This is a genomic window from Kribbella pratensis (genome assembly GCF_004366075.1).
Classification (GTDB): domain Bacteria; phylum Actinomycetota; class Actinomycetes; order Propionibacteriales; family Kribbellaceae; genus Kribbella; species Kribbella pratensis.
The window spans coordinates 1,592,177-1,617,455 of sequence record NZ_SODU01000002.1 but is presented as its reverse complement, the minus strand read 5'-3'; the positions used below and the strand labels follow the sequence as shown (position 1 = coordinate 1,617,455).

The following is a 25,279-nucleotide window of genomic DNA, read 5'->3' as shown; positions in this document are numbered from 1 at the left end:
CCTGTTTACTCAGTGCTGGTAGGACTTTCCGTCGGTACGACGGCCGCTGTTGCCACCGCGACGCGGGCCGTTGCCGCCCCGGCTGTCGTGGCCGCGACCCGGACGGGTGCTGCCGAAGCGCTTGCCACCGCCCTTGTTGAAGCGCTGCGGCTTCGGGGCCGGAAGCTTCACCGGGTAGCCGGACGGCTTGGTGCCGCCGGTCAGCTCGGTGACCAGCTCGTCGCCCGGACGGGCCCGGACCGGCTCGGCCTTGACGCCGGCGGACTCGGCCATCCGGATCATGCCGCGGCGCTGGTGCGGCAGCAGCAGGGTGACGACGGCGCCCTTGCCACCGGCACGCGCCGTACGACCGGCGCGGTGCAGGTAGTCCTTGTGCTCGGCCGGCGGGTCTGCCTGGACGACCAGGCCGACGTCGTCGACGTGGATGCCACGGGCCGCGACATCCGTTGCCACGAGGACCGGAACCGAACCGTCCTTGAACTGGTCCAGCGTCCGGTTCCGCATGCCCTGGGTGAGGCCGCCGTGCAGTGCCGCGGCCATCACGCCGCGGTCCCGCAGCTGCGTCGCGATGCGGTCGGCGCCCAGCTTGGTCCGGACGAACACGATGGTCCGGCCGTCCCGGCTGGCCAGCTCGGCCGTCAGCGACTGCTTGTGCGCCGGCTCGATCACCAGCAGGTGGTGCTCCATCGTGCTGACCGACGCCTGACCGGACTCGGTCGAGTGCTGCACCGGGTCCTTCAGGTAGGTACGGACGATCTTGTCGACGTCGTTGTCCAGCGTCGCCGAGAACAGCAGGCGCTGGCCTTCCGGCGGCGTCATGTCGAGCAGCGTGGTGACGGCCGGCATGAAGCCCATGTCGCACATGTGGTCGGCCTCGTCCAGCACCGCGACCTCCACGGCGCCGAGGTCGGCCGCGCCCTGCTCGCACAGGTCGATCAGGCGGCCCGGGGTGGCGATCAGCAGGTCGACGCCGCGACGGAGCGCGTCGATCTGCTTCGGGTACGGCAGACCGCCGGCGATCAGCTTCAGCGACACGTTCATCACGTGCGCGAGCGGCTCGAGTGCGTCGTGCACCTGCATCGCGAGCTCACGGGTCGGCACCAGGATCATGCCGCGCGGGCGGCGCGACTCGGTGTGGCCGCCGGACAGCCGCATCAACGTCGGAAGACCGAAGCCGAGCGTCTTGCCGGAGCCGGTCTGACCGCGGCCGAGCACGTCCTTGCCGGCCAGCGCGTCCGGGATGGTCGCGGCCTGGATCGGGAACGGCGCGGTGATCCCGTCCCGGGCCAGCCGCTGCACGAGCCGCGGCGCGAGGCCGAGCGCGGCGAACTGGTTGTCTTCAGCAACAGTACCGAGATCCACCGGCTGTTCCGCCTGCTCACTCCGCCGGTCGTCCCGGTTCTCCACTCGCTGGTCCCTCCGATAGCTCTTGTCGTCCCGGTCGAACCGCGGACGGTCATTGGTGTACTGCGGCCGCTCGTCACGGTTGAACCGCGGCCGCTCGTCCCGGTTGTACTGCGGCCGGTCGTCGCGGTTGAAGCGCGACCGGTCGGTCCGCTCGCCCTGCGAACGGTCGTCACGGTTGTACGCCGGACGCTCGTCGCGCTTGTACGCCGGACGCTCGCCGCGGCCGCCCTGCGAGCGGTCGTCGCGGTTGAACCGCGGACGCTCGTCGCGGTTTCCCTGCGAACGGTCATCCCGGTTGAAACGCGACCGGTCGTCACGGTTGTAGGAGGAACGGTCGTCGCGGTTGAACGACGGGCGCTCGTCACGGTTGAACCGCGGACGCTCGTCGCGGCTTCCCTGCGAACGGTCATCCCGGTTGAAACGCGACCGGTCGTCCCGGTTGTACGACGGACGCTCGTCGCGATTGCCCTGCGGACGGTCATCCCGGTTGAAACGCGACCGGTCGTCCCGGTTGTACGACGGACGCTCGTCGCGGTTGTACGACGGGCGGTCGCCCCGGTTCGACGACGAACGGTCGTCGCGGTTGTACTGCGGACGCTCGTCGCGGCGGAACGCCGGGCGGTCGTCGCGGTTGGTGCGCGCGGCGGGGCGGTCGTCGCGGTTGTACGACCGGTCGTTCCGCTCGTCGCGGTTACGGTCGGTCGAGCGCTGGCCGCGGTCGTTGCGGGGCTGCTCGGAGCGGTACCCCTTCACCGGCGCGCTGTCCGTGCGTGGTGCGACATAGGTCGGGTCCGCCGCGAGGCGTTCGCCGTACGACTGGTTCTGGTGTTTCTTGTGCCGTGGCTTCTTGATCCGCCCGTCGGCGGACTCGGGGTCGTGGGGGTGGTGCTGGGTCACGCAAACTCTCTCTCGGATTCACGGACGAATTGCCGGATCGCAGCCGCACGAGAGCGCCGGTCACGAACATGACCGGACAACAACGTGCTCAGCAGGAGACGGGCATCGACCTGCGGGTGCTATCGCGTTGCACCCATGTCGCCGGACTTTCAGCGGATGCCGAAACCGACGGGTCGGAGCGCCTGGAACATCTCTGGTGACGCGACGCGCGCACCGACACCCCAAAAGTATAACCGATCGTGACCGTTCCCCCGACCACGCACCCGACCGCCAGACCACCCACACGACTGGTCTTTCCCCGTACTTCAAGCGTAGTTGAGTTTTTGGGGCGGGGTTCTAGGGTGGCGGGTATGGGTGAGGAGAACGTCCCCAGCAAGGAGCATTGGCTCTCGATCGGGGAGATCGCGCATCGGTCCGGGGTGGCGGCGTCGGCGTTGCGCTTCTACGAGGACCAGGGCCTGATCGCGTCCCGGCGTACGGCCGGTAATCAGCGGCAGTACCAGCGCAGCACGCTGCGGCGGATCGCGTTCGTGCAAGCGGCGCAGCGGGTCGGTCTCGCGCTCGCGGAGATCAAGCAGGCACTGGACTCGCTTCCTGAGGACCGTACGCCGACGCGCGCCGACTGGAGCAAGCTCTCGAAGACCTGGCGCAGCCGGCTCGACGAACGCATCGAGGAGCTCGAACGCCTCCGCGACGACCTCGATTCCTGCATCGGCTGCGGCTGCCTCAGCCTCCAGCGCTGCAACCTCTACAACAAGGAAGACCGCCTCTCCACCCGAGGCCCCGGCGCCCGCCTCCTCAACGTCGGCATCCCCGGCGAGGCCTGACCACCCGAACTACTAGGACAGCAGGCCGCGCTCCACCACTTCGACGAGCAGTTCGGCGGCTGCCACAGCGTCGTACTCCGAGTCCCTGAGCGACTCCGCCACGATCGCGTCGATACCGCCGCCGATCAGCAATGCAGCGGACCGCACATCCACCTCCCCCGTCACCCCACGGGCAGCGCGCGCCGCGGAGACCAGCTCCGCGACCGCCGACCAGCGCTCCTTCGAGTCTGTCAGCGACGCACCGGAGGTGATCGCCTCGATCAGCATCCGCACGTGCCGCGGCCGCTCCCGAAGGTGCCCGACCATCGACCGGATGTACGCCGCCGGGCCCTCCGCCGGCCCCGCCGCTTCAACGGCCGCCCCGACCGTTGCCACCAACGCGGACACGACGTGCTCGTGCGCAGCCTCGACCAGCGCTTGCTTCGACGGGAAGTGATACAGCACTCCCGCCTTCGTGATTCCCGCACTCTCCGCGATCCGCCCGAGCGAGGCCGCGGCGTACCCACGTTCAGCGACCAACTCGATCGTGACGTCGACCAGCTGCGCCCGGCGGGCCTCCTCGGTGAACGTCAGGTTCCGGCCGCGCGCTGAAGGCATGCCCTCAACCTACCGTATGGTTAGATCACCTACCACTCGGTTAGGAGAGTCCCATGCCAAGGAATCCAGTCGGCCGCTGGAACAGCGCCGCCGGCTACGAGGACTACCGTTCGAAGTACGACGCAGCGATGCAGGACCTGCCCACCCCGACCGCGGTCCGCGACGTCGGCACGGACTACGGCGTCGTCCGCGTCTACCAGTACGCCGGCGCCAAGAGCAGCCTGCACCCGCTCGTTCTGTTGCCCGGTACGTCGTCCGGAACGCCGGTCTGGGCCGACAACCTGAAGTCGTTGCTCGCGATCACCGACGTGTATGCGATCGACCTGCTCGGCGAGCCCGGGATGAGCGTCCAGAGCAAACCGATCACCTCCGACGAGGACAAGGCGGTCTGGCTCGACCAGACCCTCGTGGCCCTGCAGGAGCAGCGGTTCAACCTGCTCGGGCTGTCGATCGGCGGCTGGACCGCGATGAATCTCGCCGTACGCCGGCCCGACCGGATCGCCACCGTCACCACCCTGGACGCGCCCTTCGTGTACGACGGCCTGCCGCTGAAGACCGTGATTCGTTCCGTCGCGGCCACGGTCAAGTGGCTGCCGCGATCCTGGCGGGACAGCTTCAACTCGTACACCGCCGGCGGGGCGCCCGTGGAGCACGTCCCGATCGCCGACATGATCGAGGCCGGCATGAAGAACTACACGATCAAGCAGCCGTCACCGCACCGCATCACCGAGGCTCAGCTGGGCGCACTACCTATGCCGGTCCTGGCGATCATCGCCGGCCGCTCGGTGATGCACGACCCGCCGAAGGCCCGGAGTACGGCGGAACGCGCGCTCCGGACCAAGACCGTCGTGCTGTATCCGGACGCGTCACATGCGGTCAACGGCGAGTACCCCGACCGGATCGCGGATGATCTGCGGACGTTCCTCGCGGCGCACGACCGCTGAGCTCATAACCCGGCGGTTATGTCGGGCATAGAACGGGCCACCGCATTCGCGGGTTAACCCGAGGGTTTTGCGGGAAGCGATGCGGAAAATCGGGAGTCTTGGGAGCATCCGATGGTGGCGATCGGTAATCCGCCCGTCGCTATCCGCCACCGATTCGGAGTGAGGCCCTCCATGTCGCATCGCCGTATCCTCTCCAGCCTCGCGGGGCTCGCCGCCGCCGCGCTGGCCGTCCCCGCGCTGGCAGCGTCCCCCTCGACTGCCGCGCCCGCCGCCGACCCGCACGTCTCCACCGCCGCCACCCGCGCGGCGTACGTCGGCTCGCCGCAGGACGAAGCCGCCACGAAGGCGTTCTACGACGCCGTGATGAAGTCCGCCCGGGCCAAGATGGCGCAACAGACCAAGGCCGGCCGGAAGGTCACCGCGGTGACCGTCACGTACGCCGTCGACGCGCCGACGTTCGCGTCCCAGATCTCGTCCAGCACGCAGATCTGGAACTCGTCGGTCAGCAGCGTGAAGCTCGTCGAGGGCAGCAACTACGACTTCTACTACACCGAGGGCAACGACTCGCGTGGCTCCTACGCGTCCACCGACGGGCACGGGAGCGGCTACATCTTCATCGACTACGCCCAGTCGCAGCAGTACAACAAGACCCGGATCGTGGCCCACGAGACCGGCCACGTCCTCGGCCTGCCCGACCACTACTCCGGCCCCTGCTCCGAACTGATGTCCGGCGGCGGCCCCGGCCCGTCCTGCACGAACGCCTACCCGAACTCGACCGAACGCTCCAAGGTCAACCAACTCTGGGCCAACGGGTTCACCGCCACCAGCAAGGCCGCCTTCCACACCTCCAAGTAGGCCCCGAACCTCCGGCCCGGAGCCGCCCGGCAGGGGACGGTTTCCGGGCCGGAGCCTTCTTTGTGCACCCACCAACCAAAATTCCGCCCCGGATTTGGTTGGTGGGTGCACAAAGTTGCGTTTCAGTGGGCCGGGCCGGTCGAGCCACGTACGACGAGTTCTGGACGGAAGAGGAACTCGGTGCGGGGGGTGGTGTGGCCGCGTACCTCTTCGAGGAGGGACTGGACCGCGGCCAGGCCCATCGCCTGTACGGGCTGGCGGATCGTCGTCATCGGCGGGTCGGTGAACTCCATCATCGGCGCGTCGTCGTACCCGACCACCGAGAAGTCCCCGGGAACCGAAAGACCCCGCTGACGGGCGGCGCGGATGACGCCGAGCGCCATCATGTCGGAGCCGCAGACGACCGCGGTGACCTCGGCGTCCAGCAACTGCCGGCCGGCCGCCTCGCCGCCCTCGACACCGAACATGCTCAAGGCAACCATCGGGTCCAGGTCGTCGTCGGACAGGCCGAGTTGCGCCTTCATCGAGATCCGGTACCCGGCCAGCTTCCGCTGGACGACGATGAACCGCTCCGGCCCGGACGCGAAACCGATCCGGCGGTGCCCGAGGGCGACCAAGTGGGTGACCGCCTGCTCCATCGCGGCGTACTCGTCCGACGACACGAACGGCGCCTCGACCGACGGCAGCCAGCCGTTCACGAACACCACCGGCAGCCGGCGCTCGACGAGGGCCTGGTAGCGCTCGTGGTCCGCGCCGGTGTCCGCGTGCAGACCGGAGACGAAGATGATCCCGGAGACGCCGCGCTCGAGCAGCATCTCGACGTACTCCTCCTCGGTCGCGCCGGACGGCGACTGCGTACACAGCACCGGGGTGAATCCGCGCTGCGACAACGCCGACTCGATCACCTGCGCGAACGCCGGGAAGATCGGGTTGATCAGCTCCGGCATCACCAGCCCGATCAGTCCCGCGGACCGGCGCCGCAACCGCGACGGCCGTTCGAACCCGAGTACGTCGAGGGCCGTCAGCACCGACTGTTTCGTGTCCTCGGCCACCCCCGGCTTCCCGTTCAGCACCCGCGAGACCGTCGCCTCACTGACCCCCGCCTTGGCCGCGATGTCCGCCAGCCGTGCTCTGCTGCTCACGCCCGGCACTGTACCCAGGCGCCCCTGACTTTTCAGCAAGATCCTGCAAGAACTTGCAGGATGCGCGATGGTGTCCACAACGTGAACAGAACGGACACGTCACACGCCGTAAACCTTGTCAGGACGAGCTGGGCCGGGCGAGGATAGGCGGACTCCCCCGCCTGGGGGAACCTTTACTCGGATCGTCCGGCACGTTCCTGCCGGTGAAGGGAAAGATCAGTCATGGCTACTGTGTCGTTCAAGTCGGCAACCCGGATCTACCCGGGTGGTGACACCCCCGCCGTCGACAAGCTCAACCTCGAGATCGAGGACGGCGAGTTCATGGTGCTCGTCGGCCCGTCGGGTTGCGGCAAGTCCACCTCGCTCCGGATGCTCGCCGGCCTCGAAGAGGTCAACGAGGGTTCCATCTACATCGGCGACCGCGACGTCACGCACCGTCCGCCGAAGGAGCGGGACATCGCGATGGTGTTCCAGAACTACGCGCTCTACCCGCACATGTCGGTCGCGGACAACATGGGCTTCGCGCTGAAGATGCAGGGCGTCTCCAAGGAGGACCGGGCGAAGCGGGTCGGCGAGGCCGCCAAGTTGCTCGGCCTGGAGGAGTACCTCGACCGCAAGCCGAAGGCCCTGTCCGGTGGTCAGCGCCAGCGCGTCGCGATGGGCCGCGCGATCGTGCGTAACCCGCAGGTCTTCCTGATGGACGAGCCGCTGTCGAACCTCGATGCCAAGCTGCGTGTCCAGACCCGTACCCAGATCGCCGAGCTGCAGCAGCGTCTCGGTGTCACCACCGTCTACGTCACCCACGACCAGGTCGAGGCCATGACGATGGGCGACCGGGTCGCGGTCCTCAAGGACGGTCTGCTCCAGCAGGTCGACACCCCGCTGAACCTGTACGACAACCCGAAGAACAAGTTCGTCGCGGGCTTCATCGGCTCGCCGGCGATGAACCTGCTCACCGCCGACATCACCGACGGCGGTGCGAAGGTCGGCGACTACGTCATCCCGCTTCAGCGCAGCCTGCTGGAGAAGGCCGGGAGCGACAAGACCCTGACCGTGGGCGTTCGCCCGGAGGCCTTCAAGGTCGCCGACGAGGGCCTGCCGGTGAAGGTCGCCGTGGTCGAGGAGCTCGGCGCCGACGCGTACCTGTACGGCACCGCGGAGCACAACAACGAGCACCAGCAGATCGTCGCCCGGATCGACGCCCGGATGCCGGTCGAGAAGGGTTCGACCATCCGCCTCGCGGCCGTCCCGGACAAGCTGCACCTGTTCTCGACGTCCACCGAGGAGCGGCTCACCGCCTGATCCTCAGCAGTAGCTGTCCTGCCGGCCCCGGGTGGTTTGTCCACCTGGGGCCGGTGCCCGTTTCAGGTACGCCGCTCCAGCCGGTCAGCGGGGTCCATGTTGGTCTGCTTCAGCAAGTAGTGCGGGCGCTTCTTGGTCTCGTAGTAGATCCGGCCGATGTACTCGCCGATCACGCCGAGCATCACCATCTGCAGTCCGCCGAGCCCGGTGATCGCGGCGATCAGCGTGACGTACCCGGGCATCTCGACCCCGTGCACGATCGCGGCCACGATCACCCAGATCGCGTAGCCGGCGGCCACCGCGGTCAGCAGCAGGCCGATGTAGATCGCTGCCCGCAGCGGTTTGTTGTTGAACGACAGCAGCCCGTCCAGCCCGTACTCCAGCAACCGCCGGAACGTCCACCGGCTCTTCCGGTCCACCGGCGGCTTCACGTTGTCGTACTCGAACAGGAGCGACTCGAACCCGATCCAGGCGAACAGCCCTTTCGAGAACCGGTTGTACTCGTTCAGCTCGAGCAGGCCGTCGACCGCGCGCCGGGACAGCATCCGGAAGTCGCCGACCCCGTCCATCAGCTCGACGTCGGCCCACTTGTTGATCAACCAGTAGTACGCCCGCGCGAACAGCGTCCGGGTCGCCGGGTCCCCGGTCCGGTTGCGGCGCGCGATCACCTGGTCGAACCCGCGCTCGTACTCCTTGAGCATCCGGCCGATCAGCTCCGGCGGGTGCTGCAGGTCCGCGTCCATGATCACCACGGCGTCGCCGGTCGCGTACCGCAGGCCGGCCAGCATCGCGGCCTCCTTGCCGAAGTTCCGGCTGAACGACAGGTACCGGACCGATTCGTCGGCCGCTGCCAACTCGACGAGGGCCTCGAGCGTCCCATCAGCACTACCGTCGTCGACGTACACGATCTCGTACGGCCGCCCGGTTTCCTCGAGCTCGCGACTGAGCGCCTGATGGAACCGCGAGATCACCTCGACCTCGTTGTAACACGGCACCACCAGACTCAACCGCATCGTTGTCCCCGTCCGCCCCGTACGTCGACCATGATGCGATTCTTGTCCAGACCAGAACTACCCGCTAGCTTTGGCGACCGGGTGAGCGGAACGAAGGGGCGGCCAATGGTTTCCGAGGACAGTGCCGACGGAGGCGCCGAGGGAGGCGCTGACGAAGGGTCTGCCCGACGGCGCTCGGCACTGCTGCCGGCCGCCGTCGCCGCTGTCGTGGTGGCGGCTGTGTTCGCCGCCTCCGGAATCATCCGCGGTACCTTTCCCTTCGGTTCGCTGTCCCGCAGTACCAACGATCTTGGTACCCAGTACATCCCCTTCTTCGCCCATCTCTGGGACGTCCTGCACGGCCAGGCTCAGGGCGACCTGCTGTTCAACTGGCAGAGCGCTTTCGGCGTCGGCTTCCTCGCGGACGTCGGGGTCGATCTCGGCAGCCCATTGTCCCTACTGGTGGGTCTGTTCCCCCGCGACCAGATCGACCTCGCCGTCTACGTCGTCACCACACTCAAGCTGAGCCTGGCCGCGGCCGCGATGGCCGCCGTACTTCTCAAGATGCATCCGGGCCCCCGTTGGGTTGCAGCAATCTTGGGCGTGTCGTACGGCGTCTGCGGCTGGGCACTCGACGACGGAGCTTACGTGCCGATGTGGCTGGACGGCCTCATCGCCCTGCCGATGTTCTTCCTGGTCGCCGAATGGTCACTACGCCGGACCAACCGGGTGCTGAGTGTGCTGGTGGTCGCCGTCTTCTGGCTGTCCAACTTCTACACCGCCTACATGGCAACGATTGCGGGTGGGATCTACCTGCTCGCCCGGCTGCTCACCAGCGACCTCAGCTGGTCGCTGCGCCTCCGGTCGGTCGTCCGGCACGGCGTCTCGTTCGCGCTCGGCATGGCCTTGGTCGCGCCCATCCTGCTACCGATCGTCACCACCAACCGCGCCGCAACGCCGTCCCCGTCCGGGATCTTCCATCCTTCGGCGTGGGATGTGTTCCTGTCCCGGCTGCTGCCGCTGTCCGAGGGCGTCGGCCGGACCGCCAGTCTGTACGTCGGAACGATCGCCCTCCTGCTCGCGCTGACGATGCCGTTCAACAAGTTCGTCCCCTGGCGTCCGAAAGGCGTCTGGGTGATCACGACCGTCCTGACGGCGCTGTCGTTCCGCTGGGCGCCGACGCAGGAGTTCTGGCACGCGTTCGACACCCCCAACGGCAGCCAGTACCGCGAGGCGTTCGTGCTCTGCGGCGTGCTCGTCGTGGTCGCGTGGGTCTCGGTCGCTCACAAGCTGCCCGGTCCGATCGCCCTGCTGGGCGGAGCGGTCCTGCTGGCGCTGATCGCCGTACTGTCCGACGGCAGTCCGCTGCTGACCGAGCACTGGACAGAGGTGCTGATCGCGTCCGGGGCGGTGACAGTGGTTGCGTTCGGCACCATCTGGACTTTGCGCCAGTTCCCGAGGACACGCCGGGTGAAGTGGCCGGTCGTCGCCGCGTTCGCCGTACTGCTGGTGGTCGTGGCAGTGGAGACCACCTGGACCGCGGTGATCACCGACGAGCAGCGCTCGAAGGTGCTCAGCACTTCCGTTGCGCCGTGGAACGATCTGCAGACCACGCGGTACGACGCGCTGCGGGCAGCCGACGGGTGGCCGGCGTACCGGACCGAGCCGGGGACGTCCGTCACGCCGAACGACCCGATTCTGCTCGGCGGCCAGGGCGCCGGCCTGTACAGCAGCCTGTTGCCGCACTCGGTGAACGAGATGATGACCGCACTCGGCTTCGGCTGGTCCGGGTACGGTCGGGCGGCGCGGACGCTCGACAACCCGGTGACCGACACGATCTTCTCGGTCGGCGCCCGGATGCGGCTCGTCGACGGCAACCCGCAGGTCACCCGGGCGACGGTCCCGCCGCTGGTCACGGTACGGCGCCGGCTCGATGCGGCGGTCCCGGTCGACACCAACGCCCCGAACGCGTACGCCGCCCAGGAGCGCCTGCTCGGGACCAAGGTGTACGACGTCCCGAAGTACAAGGGCACCCGGTTCGCGACCGGTGACGTCAAACTGGTCGCGGCATGCAGGGCGGGCAGCACGGCGTACCTGTACATGCCACGGGTCGGCGGCCGCGCCCGGCTGGCCGACGGCGAGTGGCACGAACTGAGCTCGTCGCGCCGGCCCGGGATCAACACCAGCAGCGCGATGATCGGGCTCGGCACCGTGCCGGCGAGCGGGGTCGTGCTGGTCGAGGTCAATTTCGGCGACGCCCCACAGGGCATTCCGCCGCGGAACGCCCTCGGCTGCCTCGACCAGCAGGCCTTGAGCAGCGCGGTCGAGAAGCTTCGGACGACCGGGGCGACGGACGTGGAGACCGGCGGTCACTCCCTCCACGCGACATTGCCCGCCGGCAGCAAGGGCTGGGCGGTCGTCGGCGTACCGAAGATCGACGGCTGGACCTGCAAGGTCGCCGGCGGCAAGCCGCAGACCCCGCGGAACTTCGGCGGCCTGATCGCTGTCCCGCTGACGGGCACCGCGGACCGGGTGGACTGCACGTTCGTGCCGCCCGGACTTCTCCGCGGACTGGCGGTCGGTGCGGCCGCCGCCGTGGCCACGCTCGGGATCGTCCTGATCGGCGCAGTACGGCGACGGCGGCGCGCCGCTAGTTGACGTCCCGGCGGTGGAATACCCAGCCGCCGAGCAGGACCACGACCACGGTGAAGATCGCCAGGTACCAAGCGCCGTGCTCGAACGAAAGCGTTTTCTGCACGTAGTCGCAGATGTAGCTGCCGTCACTTCCGGTCTTGCATTCCGTCACGGAGTACTGCGCGCCGTGCCGCACGAAGGCGTCGAAGTTGAGTTTCACCAACCACGGCTGGGCTTTCTCCAGGAACGCGGCGAAAACGCCTTCCGCGAGGACCAGGTACGCCATCACGACACCGATCGCGGCAGCGGTGTGCCGGAGCAGCAGTCCGACGACGCTGCCGAGTGCCGCGGCCAGTGCGGTCGTCAGTACGGCGCGACCGCCGATCGCGGACAGGTCGCCCCAGACCTTCCCCGTCGTACTCGCGGTGTCGCCCAGCTTGTCGACGATGAGGAACGTTCCGAACAGGATGACCGCCAGCACCACCGCGGCGATCGGCACGAAACCGGTCGCGGCCGCGAGCAACTTGCTGCCGTAGACCCGGAGCCGGCGCGGCTCGAACGTCAACCAGTTGCCGATGGCACCGGAACTGAACTCGGCGCCGAGGAAACTGGCGCCGATCAGGAACGCGGCGAACGCCAGGAAGTACGACGAACCCTGCAACAGCTCCGGCATGATCTGGGCGAACACGGTCGGCGGCTTGCCGAAATCCTCCGGCTTCGGCTCGGAGTAGACACACATCTCCTCGAGCTTCGGCTTCGGGTCGGGTTGCGTCTTCCAGTCCGCCTCGCACTGCGTGCGCATCTCCTGCGCGTGCTCGCCCCAGTCCTTGTGGGCCATCTCGTACTGCTGCTGGGCCTGCTGCTGCTCGACGGCGGACAATGGCCGCGCGTCGAACCAGGTGGCGACCAGCAGCAGGATCGTGATCAGGAACAGGCCGGCGAGACCGACCGCCGTCAAGCGGCGTGCCATCAACCGGCGGAGCTCGACCTTGGTCAGGCGGACCATCACAGACCCTCGCCTTCGGTGAGCTCGAGGAAGACCGACTCGAGGTCGGCGCGGACCGGGGCCAGCTCGGACACGTACAGCTCCTGGTGGGCGAGGCGCCGCGTCACGTCGGCGGGATCCGGCGCACCTTCGACGAGCAGATACTTGCCGTCGGCACGAACTGTCAGACCGGCGGCGACCAGGATGCGGGTCGCGGCTTCATGGTCGCCGACAGCAACCTTCACTGTCGGCGCCGTACCCCCGCCGATCACTTCCGCGACTGTGCCGGACGCGAGCAGGCGGCCGTGACCGATGATCGACACGGTGTCGGCGACCTGCTCGACCTCGGCCAGGATGTGGCTGCTGACCAGGACCGTCTTGCCCTGCTCGCCCAGACCGCGCATGGTCTCGCGGATCTCCCGGATACCTGCCGGGTCGAGGCCGTTGGTCGGCTCGTCGAAGATCAGCAGGTCGGGCTCCTTGAGCAGCGTGGCCGCGATCGCCAGCCGCTGTTTCATACCCAACGAGTAGGACCGGAACCGGTCCCTCCCTCGCTCGCCGAGCGAGGTCTGCTCCAGCACCTCACCGACCCGGGCGCGCGGGGCGCCGATGGCCTCGGCGAGCAGTTCGAGGTTCTTCTCCCCGGTGAACGCCGGGAAGAACTTCGGCGACTCGACGATCGCGCCGATCCGCCCGACCACGTCCGGCAACTGCGCCGGCACCGGCCGGCCGAACACGGTCATCGTCCCCGCGTCGGCGCGCACCAGCCCGAGCAGCATCCGGATCGACGTGGTCTTCCCCGACCCGTTCGGCCCGAGGAACCCGTGCACCCCACCGGCCGGAACCTCCAGATCCAGCCCCTGCACCGCCACCACCTTGCGCCCCCGCCGAGTCCGGTACGTCTTGCGCAACCCGCGCGTACTGATGGCCACGTCGGACATCCAAACCCCTCTCGTCAGTGAGCAGACGCACAGCGTGACAGGTTTGTTCACCCACCCGCCCACACGCCCCGCGACCAAGCCAGTGCACCCAGGCGGTGGCGGTGCACAGGCAACAACCTGTGCCACCCCCACCAGACCCTGTTCAAGCCCCTGTGCATGGCGGTTTTGCGGTGGGTTGGTCGTACTTCGCGATGACATCTCCAGATACCCCCAGCCGGTATTGCCGGAGGACTTGCGTTCTATACCCATAGGGGGTAACTTCTGAGGCGTGGAGATACCCCGGAGGGGTAGCTGAGGCGAGAAGAGGACGCGAGATGGCCAGCGATGAGGGACATGTGCACGGATACACCGCGGAGAAGAGCAGTCATCTGAAGCGGTTGCGGCGGATCGAGGGGCAGGTCCGCGGCCTGCAGCGGATGGTCGAGGAGGACAAGTACTGCATCGACATCCTGACCCAGGTGTCGGCGGCCACGAAGGCGTTGCAGTCGTTCTCGCTGGAGTTGCTCGACGAGCACCTCTCGCACTGCGTGGTCGAGGCCGCGCAGAAGGGCGGGCCCGAGGCCGACGAGAAGGTCCGCGAGGCCTCCGACGCGATCGCCCGCCTCGTCCGAAGCTGAACCACGTTCGTCCGGCTGAACCATTCGTCCAGTTGAACCATTCGTCCAGCTGAATCATCTCCAGCAATCACCCCGTTTCGAGCAAGGAGCATCGATATGAGCACCACTACGACGTACTCCGTCTCCGGTATGACCTGCGGCCACTGCACTTCGGCTGTCACCGAGGAGCTGAGCAAGCTCGTCGGTGTCCAGGACGTGAAGATCGACCTCGTCGCGGGTGGCACTTCCGCGGTGCACGTGACGAGTGAGTCCGCTCTCGACGAGGCCGCCGTCCGCGACGCCGTCGACGAGGCGGGCTACGAACTGGCGGCGTCGTGAGCCGGGCCGTCGCGCTCCGGCTCGGCGCGTTCGCCGGTGCGGTGGTGCTGGCCTTCGGGGCGGCGTACGGCATCGGCTCCGCGATCGATCCGATCGCGGCGGCCGACGAAACCTCCGCGGCACCGGCCCACGGAGAGGAGATGGGTGGCATGGAGCAGACTGCAGGCACCTCGGAACACGGTGGACACGAGTCGGCCGGGCAACTGCCCGGACTGGCGGTGTCCGACGCGGGCTACACGTTCGCGCCGGCGAAGACGTTCTTCACCAGCGGCACGCAGACCGAGTTGCGCTTCACGATCCAAGGACCGGACGGCAAACCGGTCACGAAGTACACGAAGACCCACGAGAAGGACCTGCACCTGATCGTGGTCCGCCGGGACCTGTCCGGGTTCCACCACGTGCATCCCACGCTGGCGGCGGACGGGACGTGGAGCATCCCGTTCACGTTCACCGCCGGCGGGACCTGGCGGCTGTACGCCGACTTCCAGCCGGCGGGCCACGACAGCACGATCACCCTCGGCACGGATGTGAACGTGACCGGTCTGTACGTCCCGGTCCCGGTCGCCGAACCGGCGAGCGTCTACAGCTTCGACGGGTACGACGTGACACTGCAGGGCACCCCGATCGCCGGTAAGGAGTCGGAGCTGACGTTCACGATCACCCGGGGCGGCAAGCCCGTCACCGACCTGCAGCCGTACCTCGGCGCCTTCGGGCACCTGGTCTCGCTACGCAGCGGGGACCTCGCCTACCTCCACACTCATCCGGCGCAGGAAGCGACGGCGGGGATGAAGGGCGGGCCGGGGATCACGTTCGCCACGACCTTCCCGACCGCCAGTACGTACAGCCTGTTCCTGGACTTCCAGCACGCGGGCAAGGTCCACACCGCCGAGTTCACCGTGAAGGTGAGCTCCACTGGGACCGCAATCGTCCCGCCGACCGCCCTACCGACCGCTACGACGACCCCCGGGCACGCCGAAACGCCCCACGGCCACTGAGAGGAGGCACATCATCATGACCAGCACCGAGCCCGGTCAGTCCGTTGAACTCATCATCGGTGGTATGACGTGCGCCTCGTGCGCCGCCCGGGTGGAGAAGAAGCTGAACCGGATGGAGGGTGTCACCGCGACCGTCAACTACGCCACCGAGAAGGCGAAGGTGACGTACGCGGATGGCATCTCCACCGACGACCTGGTCGCCACGGTCGAGAAGACCGGGTACACCGCGAGCCTGCCGACGCCGGCCGTCGAAGCCTCGGCCGACGAACCGGACGAACTGAAACCCCTGCGGGAGCGGCTGATCGCGAGCATCGTGCTCGCGGTCCCGGTGATCGCGTTCGGGATGATCCCGGCCTTGCAGTTCGAGTCGTGGCAGTGGGCGTCCCTGACGCTGGCGTTCCCGGTGGTGACGTGGGCGGCGTGGCCGTTCCACAAGGCCGCCTGGACGAACCTGCGGCACGGCGCCGCCACCATGGACACGCTCATCTCGCTGGGCGTGGTGAGCGCGTTCCTGTGGTCGCTGTACGCCCTGTTCCTCGGCTCGGCCGGTGAGCCCGGGATGAAGATGCCGTTCACGTTGATCCCGTCCCGCGGGAGTGGCGCGGAGGAGATCTACCTCGAGGTCGCGGCCGGCGTCACGACGTTCATCCTGGCCGGCCGGTACTTCGAGGCACGGGCGAAGCGCCGCTCGGGGGCCGCGTTGCGGGCCCTGCTCGAGCTCGGAGCGAAGGACGTCGCCGTCCTGCGCAACGGGACCGAGACCCGCATCCCGGCCGACCAACTCGTCGTGGGTGACGAGTTCGTCGTCCGGCCGGGCGAGAAGATCGCCACAGACGGCGCGGTCGTAACCGGCAGCAGCGCGGTCGACGCGTCGATGCTGACCGGCGAGTCCGTGCCGGTCGAGGTGGCTCCCGGCGACGCGGTCGTTGGCGCCACCGTCAATGCGGGTGGCCGGCTGGTGGTGCGGGCGACTCGCGTCGGTTCGGACACGCAGCTGGCGCAGATGGCGCGGCTGGTCGAGGACGCCCAGAACGGGAAGGCCGCCGTACAGCGGCTGGCCGACAAGGTGTCCGGGATCTTCGTGCCGATCGTGATCGGGCTGGCGCTGGCAACGCTAGGTTTCTGGCTGGGCAACGGTTCGCCGCTGGAGGTCGCGTTCACGGCCGCGGTCGCCGTACTGATCATCGCTTGCCCGTGTGCCTTGGGTCTGGCCACGCCGACCGCGTTGATGGTCGGGACGGGCCGGGGCGCTCAGCTGGGCATCCTGATCAAGGGTCCGGAGGTGCTCGAGTCCACGCGGCGGGTCGACACCGTCGTACTGGACAAGACGGGAACTGTCACCACGGGCCGGATGGAATTGGTCGACGTACTGCTTGCTCCGGATCAGGACCGGGCCGAGGTACTGCGGTTGGCCGGGGCGCTCGAGCACTCGAGCGAGCACCCGATCGCGCAGGCCGTGGCGCGGGCCGCCTCGGAGGCGGGGAAGCTGCCGGAGGTCGAGGACTTCGGGAACGTCGAAGGCCTTGGTGTGCAGGGGATCGTCGACGGGCACGCTGTACTCGTCGGCCGGACGAAGTTGCTGGAGGAGTGGAGCCAGTACCTGCCGGAGGAGCTCGCGCATGCGAAGGAGCACGCCGAGGCCGAGGGCAGTACGGCGGTCGCAGTCGGCTGGGACGGGCAGGCGCGGGCTGTGCTGGTCGTCGCGGACACGGTGAAGCCCACGTCCGTGGAGGCGATCGTTCAGCTGAAGTCTTTGGGCCTGCGGCCGGTGCTGCTGACCGGGGACAACGAAGCCGTGGCGATGAAGGTCGCCGCCGAGGTCGGGATCGACGAGGTGATCGCCGAGGTCTTGCCGGCCGGCAAGGTCGACGCGGTGAAGAAGCTGCAGGACGAGGGTCGCGTGGTCGCGATGGTCGGAGACGGCGTCAACGACGCGGCCGCCCTTGCTCAGGCTGATCTCGGGCTGAGCATGGGTACGGGCACCGATGTGGCGATCGAGGCAAGTGACCTGACGCTGGTGCGCGGCGATCTGCGCGCGGCCGCGGACGCCATCCGGCTGTCCCGCAGCACGCTCCGCACGATCAAGGGCAACCTGTTCTGGGCCTTCGCCTACAACGTGGCGGCCCTTCCCCTGGCAGCTGCCGGGTTGCTGAACCCCATGCTCGCGGGCGCTGCGATGGCCTTCAGCTCAGTGTTCGTGGTGTCGAACAGCCTGCGACTGCGGAGATTCCGTCCGCTCAGCTGAGAAGTGGGGGCCTTGTCCGAGGCCCCCACTTTCTTGTTCACCGGACCCAGGCGGTGGCGTCCGGTGGGAGCGCGCCGTTGTCCAAGGGGATGCTGCTCAGCAGGACCTCCTCGTGGGGCGGGAGGGGTACGGCGATGTGGCTCAGGTTGGTGATGCAGGTGAGGTTCTCGCGCTGGAATGTGAGGACGTCGGGCGGTGAGTCGAGCCAGGTCAGTGCGCCGTCGCCCAGGAGGGTGCGGCGGAGGTGAAGGCCGGTGCGGTAGAGGGTGAGCATCGAGTTCTGGTCGTCGTACTGGGACTCGACAGTGAGGTTCTTCCAGTCACGTGGTTGCGGGAGCCACGGCGTACCGCTGCCGAAACCGAACGGCGGCTCCTTGCCGGACCACGGTAGGGGCACACGGCAACCATCTCGGCCGCGGTCGGCGCCCTTCGAGCGGGTGAAGATCGGGTCCTGCAGCAGCTCGTCGGGCAGATCCTCCACTTCGGGCAGCCCGAGTTCCTCGCCCTGGTAGACGTACAGACCACCCGGCAGCGCCATCGCCAACAGGGCCGCCGCCCGCGCGCGACGTTCGCCGAGCACGAGATCGGTCCGCATCCCGTGCTTGCGGTCCTGGTGCGAGAAGGACGTGTCCGCGCGCCCGTACTTCGTGACCGGTCGCGTGACGTCGTGGTTCGACAGGACCCAGGTCGGCGGTGCGCCGATCGGGACATGGGTGGACAGCGTGAGGTCGATCGACGCCTTCAGTTCCGCGGCTTCCCAAGGGCGGGACAGGAAGTCGAAGTTGAACGCGGTCTGCATCTCGTCCGGTCGCAGGTACAGCGCGAACCGTTCCTGGTCCGGCATCCACATCTCACCCACGAAGAACCGGTCGTCATAGGAGTCGGAGATCCGCCGCCAGCCGCGATACACCTCGTGCACCTCGTCGTGGTCGGTGTACGACTCCTCGGCACTGTCCAGGTCCTTGAACAGTACGGCGGCGCTGTCGATCCGGATCCCGTCGACGCCGCGGTCCAGCCAGAACCGGAGGATGTCGTGGAACTCCTCCACGACCTCGGGGTTGCGCCAGTTGAAGTCGGGCTGCTCCGGGGCGAACAGGTGCAGGTACCACTCGCCGTCCTCGACCTGCGACCAGGCCGGTCCGTTGAAGATCGACTGCCAGTCGTTGGGTGGTCCGTCACCCCGGCCCGGCCGGAACAGGAACCGCTCACGCTCGGGGGATCCTGGACCGGCCCGCAGCGCCTGAACGAACCAGTCCTGTTGGTTCGACCCATGATTCGGCACGATGTCGATGATCGTCCGGATGTTCAGGGCGTGCGCCTCCGCGATGTACGCCTCCGCCTCGGCGAGGGTGCCGAACGCCGGGTCGATCGCGCGGTAGTCGGCGACGTCGTACCCGCCGTCGGCCATCGGTGACGGGTACCACGGGTTCAGCCAGATCGCGTCGATCCCGAGCTCCGCCAGGTACGGCAGCTTCGCGCGCAGACCGGCGAGGTCGCCGATGCCGTCGTCGTTGCCGTCCGCGAAACTCCGCAGGTACACCTGGTAGATCGCAGCTCCACGCCACCATTCGTCGGCCATCGAATCTCCCTAACCTTTCAGGCTTCCGGCCGTCAGCCCGGCCATGATGCTGCGCTGGAAAACGAAGAACACGAGGATCGTGGGCAGGCTGGCGATCACCAGCGACGCGATCAGGACGTTCTGCGGCATCTGGGCCGACAGCGACGCGATGCCGACGCTGATCGACATCTTGTCCGTCTCCGGCAGCACCAGCAGCGGCCAGACGAAATCCTTCCAGACCGTGACCACGGACAGGATCGACACCACCCCGATGATCGGCCGCGACACCGGCAGCACGATCGACCAGAGGATCCGCAGCGGTGACGCGCCGTCGATCTCGGCCGCTTCGAGCAGCTCCTTCGGGATCGAGTCGAAGAACCGCTTGAGCAGGAACACGAAGAACCCGTTCGCTGCCGCCGGCAACCAGATCGCCCAGGGCGTGTTCAGCAGGTCGACGTGCAGGATCGGAAGGTCCTTCGCCACCAGGTACGTCGGCAGCAGCAGGACCATCGGCGGGATCATCAACGTCGCCAGCATCGCGCCGAGCACGAGCTTCCCGAGGACGGGCCGCAGTTTCGACAGCGCGTACGCCGCCGACACGTCGACTGCCAGCGTGAACAGCCACGCGCCACCGGCGTACACGGCAGTGTTCTTGAGGAACACGCCCAACTGGAGCTGGTCCCAGGCCTCTTTGTAGACGCTGAAGTCGACCGACTTCGGGAAGAAGCTGGGTGGGATCTGCGCGAGTTCGTCCGGCGACTTGAGCGCGCCGCTCACCATCCAGTAGAAGGGGAAGACGAATGCGCCGGTGAAGCCGACGATTGTGACCGTCAGGATCGTCCAGTACATGATCCGGCCGTGCGGCGTGCGGAGTGCGAGGGGTGACACCAGGGTTCTCATCGCTCGGCCTCCTCGCGGGACACGCGCAGGTAGATCGTGGAGAAGACCAGCAGGACGATCATCAGCATCAGACCGAGAGCGGAGCCGCCGCCGAAGTCACCGAAGTTGAACGCGTACTGGTACATCAGGTAGGCGACCGTGACGGTCGCGTTCTCCGGACCGCCGCCGGTCAGCAGGTACGGCTCGATGAAGACCTGCATCGTGGCGACGACCTGCAGGAGCAGCATCACCAGCAGGATCAACTTGGTCTGCGGGATCGTCACGTGCCAGACCCGCTTGAACAGGCCCGCTCCGTCGAGCTCGGCCGACTCGTACAGTTCGCCGGGGATGCTCTGCAACGCGGCGAGGTAGATCAGAGTGCCGGTGCCGAGGTTCATCCACGTCGACACGATCACCAGACTGACGAGCGCCGTACTCGTCGAGTCCAGCCAGCTCAACGGCGGGAGATGCACCGCGTCGAGCGCTTGGTTGAACAGGCCGGCTCCGGGGTCGTAGAACCACTTGAACAGCAGTACGGCGACCGCTGGTGGGAGCATCACGGGCAGGTAGACGACGAAGCGCAGGTACGCCTTCGCGTGCTTCAGCTCGTTGAGCACCACGGCGAGCACGAACGGTACGGCGTACCCGATCACCAGTGCGAGCCCGCTGAACGCCGCGGTGTTCAGCCACGCGGACCGGAACGCCGGGTCCGCGATCACCGCGCGGAAGTTGTCGAACCCGACCCACTCGCCTGGGTCGACGAAGTTGTTCTGCTGGAAGCTCAGCACGATCTCCCGGATCATCGGATACCAGGAGAACAACGCGAAACAGATCAGGGCGGCGCACAGGAACCCGTACGCCGTGAGGTTTCGCCCCACCGCCCTCCGCAGCGCACCCGTGCCGTCGGGGAGGAGGAGATCATCAGAGCCGTTCGACTCCCTCTGCAGCGGCCCGCGGCCGCCAGGCCGACCGGCCGCCCCGCGGCGCCTCCCACCGCTCGGCGGCTTCTCGTCTCCCCCACCACCCGCCGCTCCACGGCGTCCGCCACCACCGCTCGGCGGCTGCACTTCGACCGCCGTCTTGTCTCCCCCGCCACTCGCCGCTCCACGGCGTCTCCCACCGCTCGGCGCCTGCACTTCGACCGGCGTCTCGTCTCCCCCACCACCCGCCGCTCCACGGCGTCCGCCACCGCTCGGCGGCTGCGCTTCGACCGCCGTCTTGTCTCCCCCACCACACGCCGTCCCCGCGGAGCGTGGACGGCGTGTGTTTGTTGTGATGTCGTCGACCATCAGGTGTTCTTCGCCAGGATCTTGTTGGCCTTGGACTCTGCGTCGCTCAGCAGCTTGTCGATGTCGGCGTCCTTGCGGGTCAGCACCGCGGACATCGCGACGTCGAGGACGGCGTACAGCTCCTGCGCCTTCGGGGGTTCGAGCTTGTTGGTGATGCCGCCCTGCGCCTCGACGTACGGCGTGAAGTTGTCGACCGGGACCGTGGCGTACTGCTTGCGCAGCGCGTTGATCTCGTTGCCCGGGGCACTGTCGCCGTACAGGTCCGGGATCGGCAGCCCGACCGGGCGGCCCTGCGCCTTCGACCGCGCGTAGTTGAACTGGCCCTGGCCAGGCGTCAGCTCGTGGAACTCGAGCCACAGCAAGCCCGCCTTGATCTTCTCCGGCGACGCCTTCGGGTTGAACATGTACCCGTCGCCGCCACTCAGCGACGAGTTCCCGTTCGACTCCGGTACGGCGGTGACGCCGTAGTCGTCGAACTTACCCTTGAAGTCGTTGTTCACCGACTGCACGACGTCCGGCGCACCGATCATCATGCCGAGCTTGCCGCCGCCCATCATGCGCATCAGGTCCTCCCACTGCAGCAGCTGCTTGCTGCCCATGGAGTTGTCGTCCCAGCGCATCTTCTTCAGGTTCTCGAGGACCGCCTTGCCTTCGTCGCTCTTGAACGCGGCGGTCTTCCCGTCGTCGCTGACCATCGACCCGCCGCGTGCGTACAGCTCCGCGGCGAAGTGCCAGCCGCCGGTGTTGCCGGCCGAGTACTCACCGAAGCCGACGTACCCCGGACCGAGCGCGGCGATCTTCTTGGCGGCCGCGCGGACCTCCTCCCAGGTCTTGGGCGGGTTGACCGGGTCGAGACCGGCCTGGGTGAACAGCTTCCGGTTGTAGACCAGGCCCATGTTGTAGTTGTTCCGCGGCAGGCCGTACGTCTTGTCGGCGTCCTTGAAGACGCTCATCACGTCCTTGCGCAGGTCGTTCACCGGCTTCACGCTGCCGACGTACTGGCTGATGTCCGCGGCCTGCTTCTTCTCGATGATCTTCCGGACGTCGGTGTAGTAGACGTAGAAGACGTCTTCCTGCGTCCCGCCGGCCAGCTTCGCCTGGAAGGTGTCCGGGTTGATGCAGGGGAACGCGTCCTTGCCCTCGACCGTGATGTTCGGGTGCGCCTTCTGGAACGCGGCGACATCGGCCTCCCAGGCCTCGCGTTCCTTCGGGTTGCTCTTCGGCGGCTCGCAGCCGACCGTGATCGTGACCGGACCGTCGGCCGCCCCCGCCGATTTCTTGTCGTCCGATCCGCAGGACGCGGCCACCAGCCCGAGTCCCATCACCAACAGCAGGCTGAGCCCGCGGCGCGTTGTGGTCATCTCCACCCTCTCCCTTTCCTGGTGCCGACACCGTAGGGAACTGGACGCATGAACGCAATACTTCGATCTATGATTGCAAAAACATGACTGCATGTGGGAGATTGCCTGCCGGAGGACAAACGACAGCAGCCGCCGACCTCATCGGTCAGCGGCTGCTCGGTACGGCGTGGACTAGATGCGCGCCCGTGCGGTGGAGGCGCGGACGACGAGCTCGGGCTCGAAGAGAAGCTCGTCGGCGGGGACGACGGCGCGTTCGATCAGGGCGACCAGCATGTCGACGGCGGCGCGTCCCATCGCGTCGATCGGTTGCCGGACCGTGGTCAGCGGCGGATCGGTGCAGTTCATCATCGCGGAGTCGTCGTACCCGATCACCGAGACCTCGTCGGGGACGCTCAGGCCGGCCCGGCGTACGGCGCGGATGGCACCGAGGGCGAGGATGTCGCTGGCGCAGACGATACCGGTGACACCGGAGTTCACCAGCTTGGTCGCGGCCGCGTGCCCGCCCTCGAGCGAGAACATCGTGTGCTCGACCAGCCCCGGATCCGCCTCCTCAGCGGCCATGAACGCCTCCAGCTTCCGCCGCGACGGGATGTGGTCGCGCGGGCCGAGAACCATCCCGATCCGCCGATGGCCGAGGGCGCGCAGGTGGCCGATCGCCATCTCCGCGGCGACGTAGTCGTCCGACGAGACCTGCGGAAAGCCGAGGTGATCGACGGCCGCGTTCACCAGTACGGTCGGCAGCTTCCGCTCCTGGATCAGCTCGTAGTGACCGTGCGGCGCGTCCGCCTGCGCGTAGAACCCGCCGGCGAACACGACCCCGGACACCTGCTGCTGGAGGAGCAGGTCCACGTAGTCGGCCTCGGACACACCGCCGACCGTGCGGGTGCAGAGCAACGACGTGAAACCTTGCTGCGCGAGCGCCCCGCCGACGACTTCGGCGAACGCCGGGAAGATCGGGTTCTGCAACTCGGGCAGCACCAGCCCGACCAGCCGGGCGCGATCACCCCGGAGCTGCGTGGGCCGCTCGTACCCGAGCACGTCGAGCGCGGTCAGGACGGCTTCCCGGGTCGCCTCGGACACACCGGGCTTCCCGTTCAGCACCCTGCTCACCGTGGCTTCACTGACCCCGACCTTCTTGGCCACCTCTGCAAGTCGTCGTGTCATGACGCAAACTCTACGCCTATTCACGCAAGAATTTGCAAGCACTTGCGTATCTGACTGAACTCTCAGGCACCCTCTCGGGATTCCTGACACACTGGGAGCCGTGCCTCGATTCGTTGCCACCCGCCCGGACACCGGTCTGCTGTCGCTCCCGTGGGACATCCCGCTGGAGGACTGGCCCGAAGATCAGCTGGTCGCGCTGCCGCGCGGTATCTCGCGGCACGTCGTCCGCTTCGTCCGGGTCAACGGCAGCGTGTACGCGATCAAAGAGGTCCTCGAGCACCTGGCGATGCACGAGTACCGCCTGCTCCGCGACCTCGAGCGGCTGGAGACGCCGTCCGTCGAGCCCGTCGGCGTGATCACCGACCGGGTCGACCGCAACGGTGAGCCGATCGACTCGATCCTGATCACCCGGCACCTGCAGTTCTCGCTGCCGTATCGCGCCCTGTTCTCCAGCACCCTGCGGCCCGACACGGTCAACCGTCTGATCGACGCGCTCGTCGCGCTGATCGTCCGGCTGCACCTGAACGGGTTCTTCTGGGGCGACTGCTCGCTGTCCAACACCTTGTTCCGCCGGGACGCCGGCGCGTTCGCGGCGTACCTGGTGGACGCCGAGACCGGTGAGCTGCACCAGGACATCTCCGACGGGCAGCGGGCACACGACCTCTACACCGCGGAGATCAATCTGTTCGGTGAGCTCCTCGACCTGCAGGAGGGCGGCCTGCTCGACGAGGCGATCGACCCGCAGGAGACGGTCGAGTCGATCCAGAAGCGGTACGAGGCGCTCTGGGCCGAGCTGACCGCACCGGAGGAGTTCGCGAACGACGAGATGCACCGGCTGGACACCCGGATCCGGCGGCTGAACGAGCTCGGCTTCGACGTCGCCGAGATCGACATCATCACCGACTGGGACGGCAGCCAGGTCCGGATCCAGCCGAAGGTCGTCGACGCCGGTCACCACTCCCGGCGGCTGCTGCGACTGACCGGGCTGGACGTCGAGGAGAACCAGGCTCGCCGGCTGCTGAACGACCTGGACTCGTTCGCCGCCTCGACCGACCAGCAGAACGAGGACGAGGAGATCGTCGCCCACCAGTGGCTGACCGAGGTCTTCGAGCCTGTCGTGCAGTCGGTCCCGCGCAACCTGCGCGGGAAGCTCGAGCCCGCCGAGGTGTTCCACGAGGTGCTCGAGCACCGGTGGTTCCTGTCGGAGCAGGCCGGGCACGAGGTCGACACGTTGGAGGCGGCCCGCTCGTACGTGAACGACGTACTGGCCGCGAAGCCGGACGAGAAACTGGCGCTGCCGACACCGACGCTTCCCGAACCTGACTGACCC

21 protein-coding genes are annotated in these 25,279 nt (G+C 67.8%); 10 read left to right on the top strand and 11 right to left on the bottom strand.

The window, feature by feature from the left end; all coding sequences use genetic code 11:
* Positions 1 to 9: 9 nt before the first annotated feature.
* Positions 10 to 2,304, bottom strand: coding sequence for a DEAD/DEAH box helicase (locus EV137_RS22755; protein ID WP_238175494.1), 2,295 nt, complete (start codon positions 2,302 to 2,304; stop codon positions 10 to 12).
* Between the two features lie 350 nt (positions 2,305 to 2,654).
* On the opposite strand from EV137_RS22755, the gene soxR reads away from it, so the two are divergent.
* Entirely contained in the window at positions 2,655 to 3,131 is a 477-nt protein-coding gene (soxR, locus tag EV137_RS22750; protein ID WP_133787295.1) for a redox-sensitive transcriptional activator SoxR, read from the top strand.
* Positions 3,132 to 3,143: 12 nt separating this feature from the next.
* On the opposite strand, the gene EV137_RS22745 is transcribed toward soxR, so the two are convergent.
* Complete coding sequence (locus EV137_RS22745; protein ID WP_134130646.1) at positions 3,144 to 3,728, bottom strand: TetR/AcrR family transcriptional regulator; 585 nt, start codon at positions 3,726 to 3,728, stop codon at positions 3,144 to 3,146.
* A 53-nt stretch (positions 3,729 to 3,781) separates the two neighbouring features.
* Between EV137_RS22745 and EV137_RS22740 the strand changes: the two genes are divergently transcribed.
* Positions 3,782 to 4,672: an alpha/beta fold hydrolase gene (locus tag EV137_RS22740; protein ID WP_134130645.1), complete on the top strand. Its 891-nt coding sequence runs from the start codon at positions 3,782 to 3,784 to the stop codon at positions 4,670 to 4,672.
* Positions 4,673 to 4,843: 171 nt separating this feature from the next.
* Complete coding sequence (snpA, locus tag EV137_RS22735; RefSeq protein ID WP_134130644.1) at positions 4,844 to 5,527, top strand: snapalysin; 684 nt, start codon at positions 4,844 to 4,846, stop codon at positions 5,525 to 5,527.
* Positions 5,528 to 5,649: 122 nt separating this feature from the next.
* Here the strand turns inward: snpA and EV137_RS22730 are convergent, their stop codons facing one another.
* Positions 5,650 to 6,669, bottom strand: a complete 1,020-nt coding sequence (locus tag EV137_RS22730) for a LacI family DNA-binding transcriptional regulator (protein WP_134130643.1) — start codon at positions 6,667 to 6,669, stop codon at positions 5,650 to 5,652.
* Positions 6,670 to 6,891: 222 nt separating this feature from the next.
* Between EV137_RS22730 and EV137_RS22725 the strand changes: the two genes are divergently transcribed.
* Positions 6,892 to 7,971: an ABC transporter ATP-binding protein gene (locus tag EV137_RS22725; protein WP_134003402.1), complete on the top strand. Its 1,080-nt coding sequence runs from the start codon at positions 6,892 to 6,894 to the stop codon at positions 7,969 to 7,971.
* Positions 7,972 to 8,033: 62 nt separating this feature from the next.
* Here the strand turns inward: EV137_RS22725 and EV137_RS22720 are convergent, their stop codons facing one another.
* Positions 8,034 to 8,984, bottom strand: a complete 951-nt coding sequence (locus tag EV137_RS22720) for a glycosyltransferase family 2 protein (RefSeq protein ID WP_134130642.1) — start codon at positions 8,982 to 8,984, stop codon at positions 8,034 to 8,036.
* A gap of 105 nt (positions 8,985 to 9,089) precedes the next feature.
* On the opposite strand from EV137_RS22720, the gene EV137_RS22715 reads away from it, so the two are divergent.
* Positions 9,090 to 11,621 carry a YfhO family protein gene (locus EV137_RS22715; protein WP_166679973.1) on the top strand — a complete coding sequence of 844 codons (2,532 nt, stop codon included), beginning with the start codon at positions 9,090 to 9,092 and terminating at the stop codon, positions 11,619 to 11,621.
* Here EV137_RS22715 and EV137_RS22710 read toward each other — a convergent pair.
* Positions 11,614 to 12,603 (bottom strand): DUF2705 family protein, encoded by a 990-nt coding sequence (locus EV137_RS22710; protein WP_134130640.1) that lies wholly within the window; start codon positions 12,601 to 12,603, stop codon positions 11,614 to 11,616. The genes EV137_RS22715 and EV137_RS22710 overlap by 8 nt on opposite strands.
* Entirely contained in the window at positions 12,603 to 13,523 is a 921-nt protein-coding gene (locus tag EV137_RS22705) for an ABC transporter ATP-binding protein (RefSeq protein ID WP_134130639.1), read from the bottom strand. Before EV137_RS22705 ends, EV137_RS22710 begins: the two co-directional genes overlap by 1 nt.
* A 314-nt stretch (positions 13,524 to 13,837) precedes the next feature.
* Between EV137_RS22705 and EV137_RS22700 the strand changes: the two genes are divergently transcribed.
* From EV137_RS22700 to EV137_RS22685, 4 genes are all read left to right on the top strand, one after another.
* Positions 13,838 to 14,140, top strand: coding sequence for a metal-sensitive transcriptional regulator (locus EV137_RS22700; RefSeq protein ID WP_202871073.1), 303 nt, complete (start codon positions 13,838 to 13,840; stop codon positions 14,138 to 14,140).
* 96 nt (positions 14,141 to 14,236) lie between these two features.
* Positions 14,237 to 14,458: a heavy-metal-associated domain-containing protein gene (locus EV137_RS22695; protein ID WP_134130638.1), complete on the top strand. Its 222-nt coding sequence runs from the start codon at positions 14,237 to 14,239 to the stop codon at positions 14,456 to 14,458.
* Entirely contained in the window at positions 14,455 to 15,453 is a 999-nt protein-coding gene (locus EV137_RS22690; RefSeq protein WP_134130637.1) for a DUF8832 domain-containing protein, read from the top strand. Before EV137_RS22695 ends, EV137_RS22690 begins: the two co-directional genes overlap by 4 nt.
* A 16-nt stretch (positions 15,454 to 15,469) precedes the next feature.
* Positions 15,470 to 17,698 carry a heavy metal translocating P-type ATPase gene (locus EV137_RS22685; RefSeq protein WP_134130636.1) on the top strand — a complete coding sequence of 743 codons (2,229 nt, stop codon included), beginning with the start codon at positions 15,470 to 15,472 and terminating at the stop codon, positions 17,696 to 17,698.
* 37 nt (positions 17,699 to 17,735) lie between these two features.
* Here the strand turns inward: EV137_RS22685 and EV137_RS22680 are convergent, their stop codons facing one another.
* The 5 genes from EV137_RS22680 to EV137_RS22660 form a co-directional block, all read right to left on the bottom strand.
* A complete protein-coding gene (locus EV137_RS22680) occupies positions 17,736 to 19,277 on the bottom strand; it encodes a glycoside hydrolase family 13 protein (protein WP_134130635.1) in 1,542 nt (513 codons plus the stop codon).
* A gap of 9 nt (positions 19,278 to 19,286) precedes the next feature.
* Positions 19,287 to 20,156: a carbohydrate ABC transporter permease gene (locus tag EV137_RS22675; RefSeq protein ID WP_134130634.1), complete on the bottom strand. Its 870-nt coding sequence runs from the start codon at positions 20,154 to 20,156 to the stop codon at positions 19,287 to 19,289.
* Entirely contained in the window at positions 20,153 to 21,424 is a 1,272-nt protein-coding gene (locus EV137_RS22670; RefSeq protein ID WP_238175493.1) for a carbohydrate ABC transporter permease, read from the bottom strand. The genes EV137_RS22675 and EV137_RS22670 overlap by 4 nt, the downstream gene beginning before the upstream one ends.
* Positions 21,424 to 22,785 carry an ABC transporter substrate-binding protein gene (locus tag EV137_RS22665; protein WP_134130633.1) on the bottom strand — a complete coding sequence of 454 codons (1,362 nt, stop codon included), beginning with the start codon at positions 22,783 to 22,785 and terminating at the stop codon, positions 21,424 to 21,426. Before EV137_RS22665 ends, EV137_RS22670 begins: the two co-directional genes overlap by 1 nt.
* A gap of 171 nt (positions 22,786 to 22,956) precedes the next feature.
* On the bottom strand, positions 22,957 to 23,949 hold the full coding sequence (locus tag EV137_RS22660) for a LacI family DNA-binding transcriptional regulator (protein ID WP_134003373.1): 993 nt from the start codon (positions 23,947 to 23,949) through the stop codon (positions 22,957 to 22,959).
* A 79-nt stretch (positions 23,950 to 24,028) separates the two neighbouring features.
* On the opposite strand from EV137_RS22660, the gene EV137_RS22655 reads away from it, so the two are divergent.
* The gene (locus tag EV137_RS22655) at positions 24,029 to 25,276 is read left to right on the top strand and encodes a DUF4032 domain-containing protein (protein ID WP_370343369.1); all 1,248 of its coding nucleotides are present in this window, start codon (positions 24,029 to 24,031) and stop codon (positions 25,274 to 25,276) included.
* Positions 25,277 to 25,279: the final 3 nt, after the last annotated feature.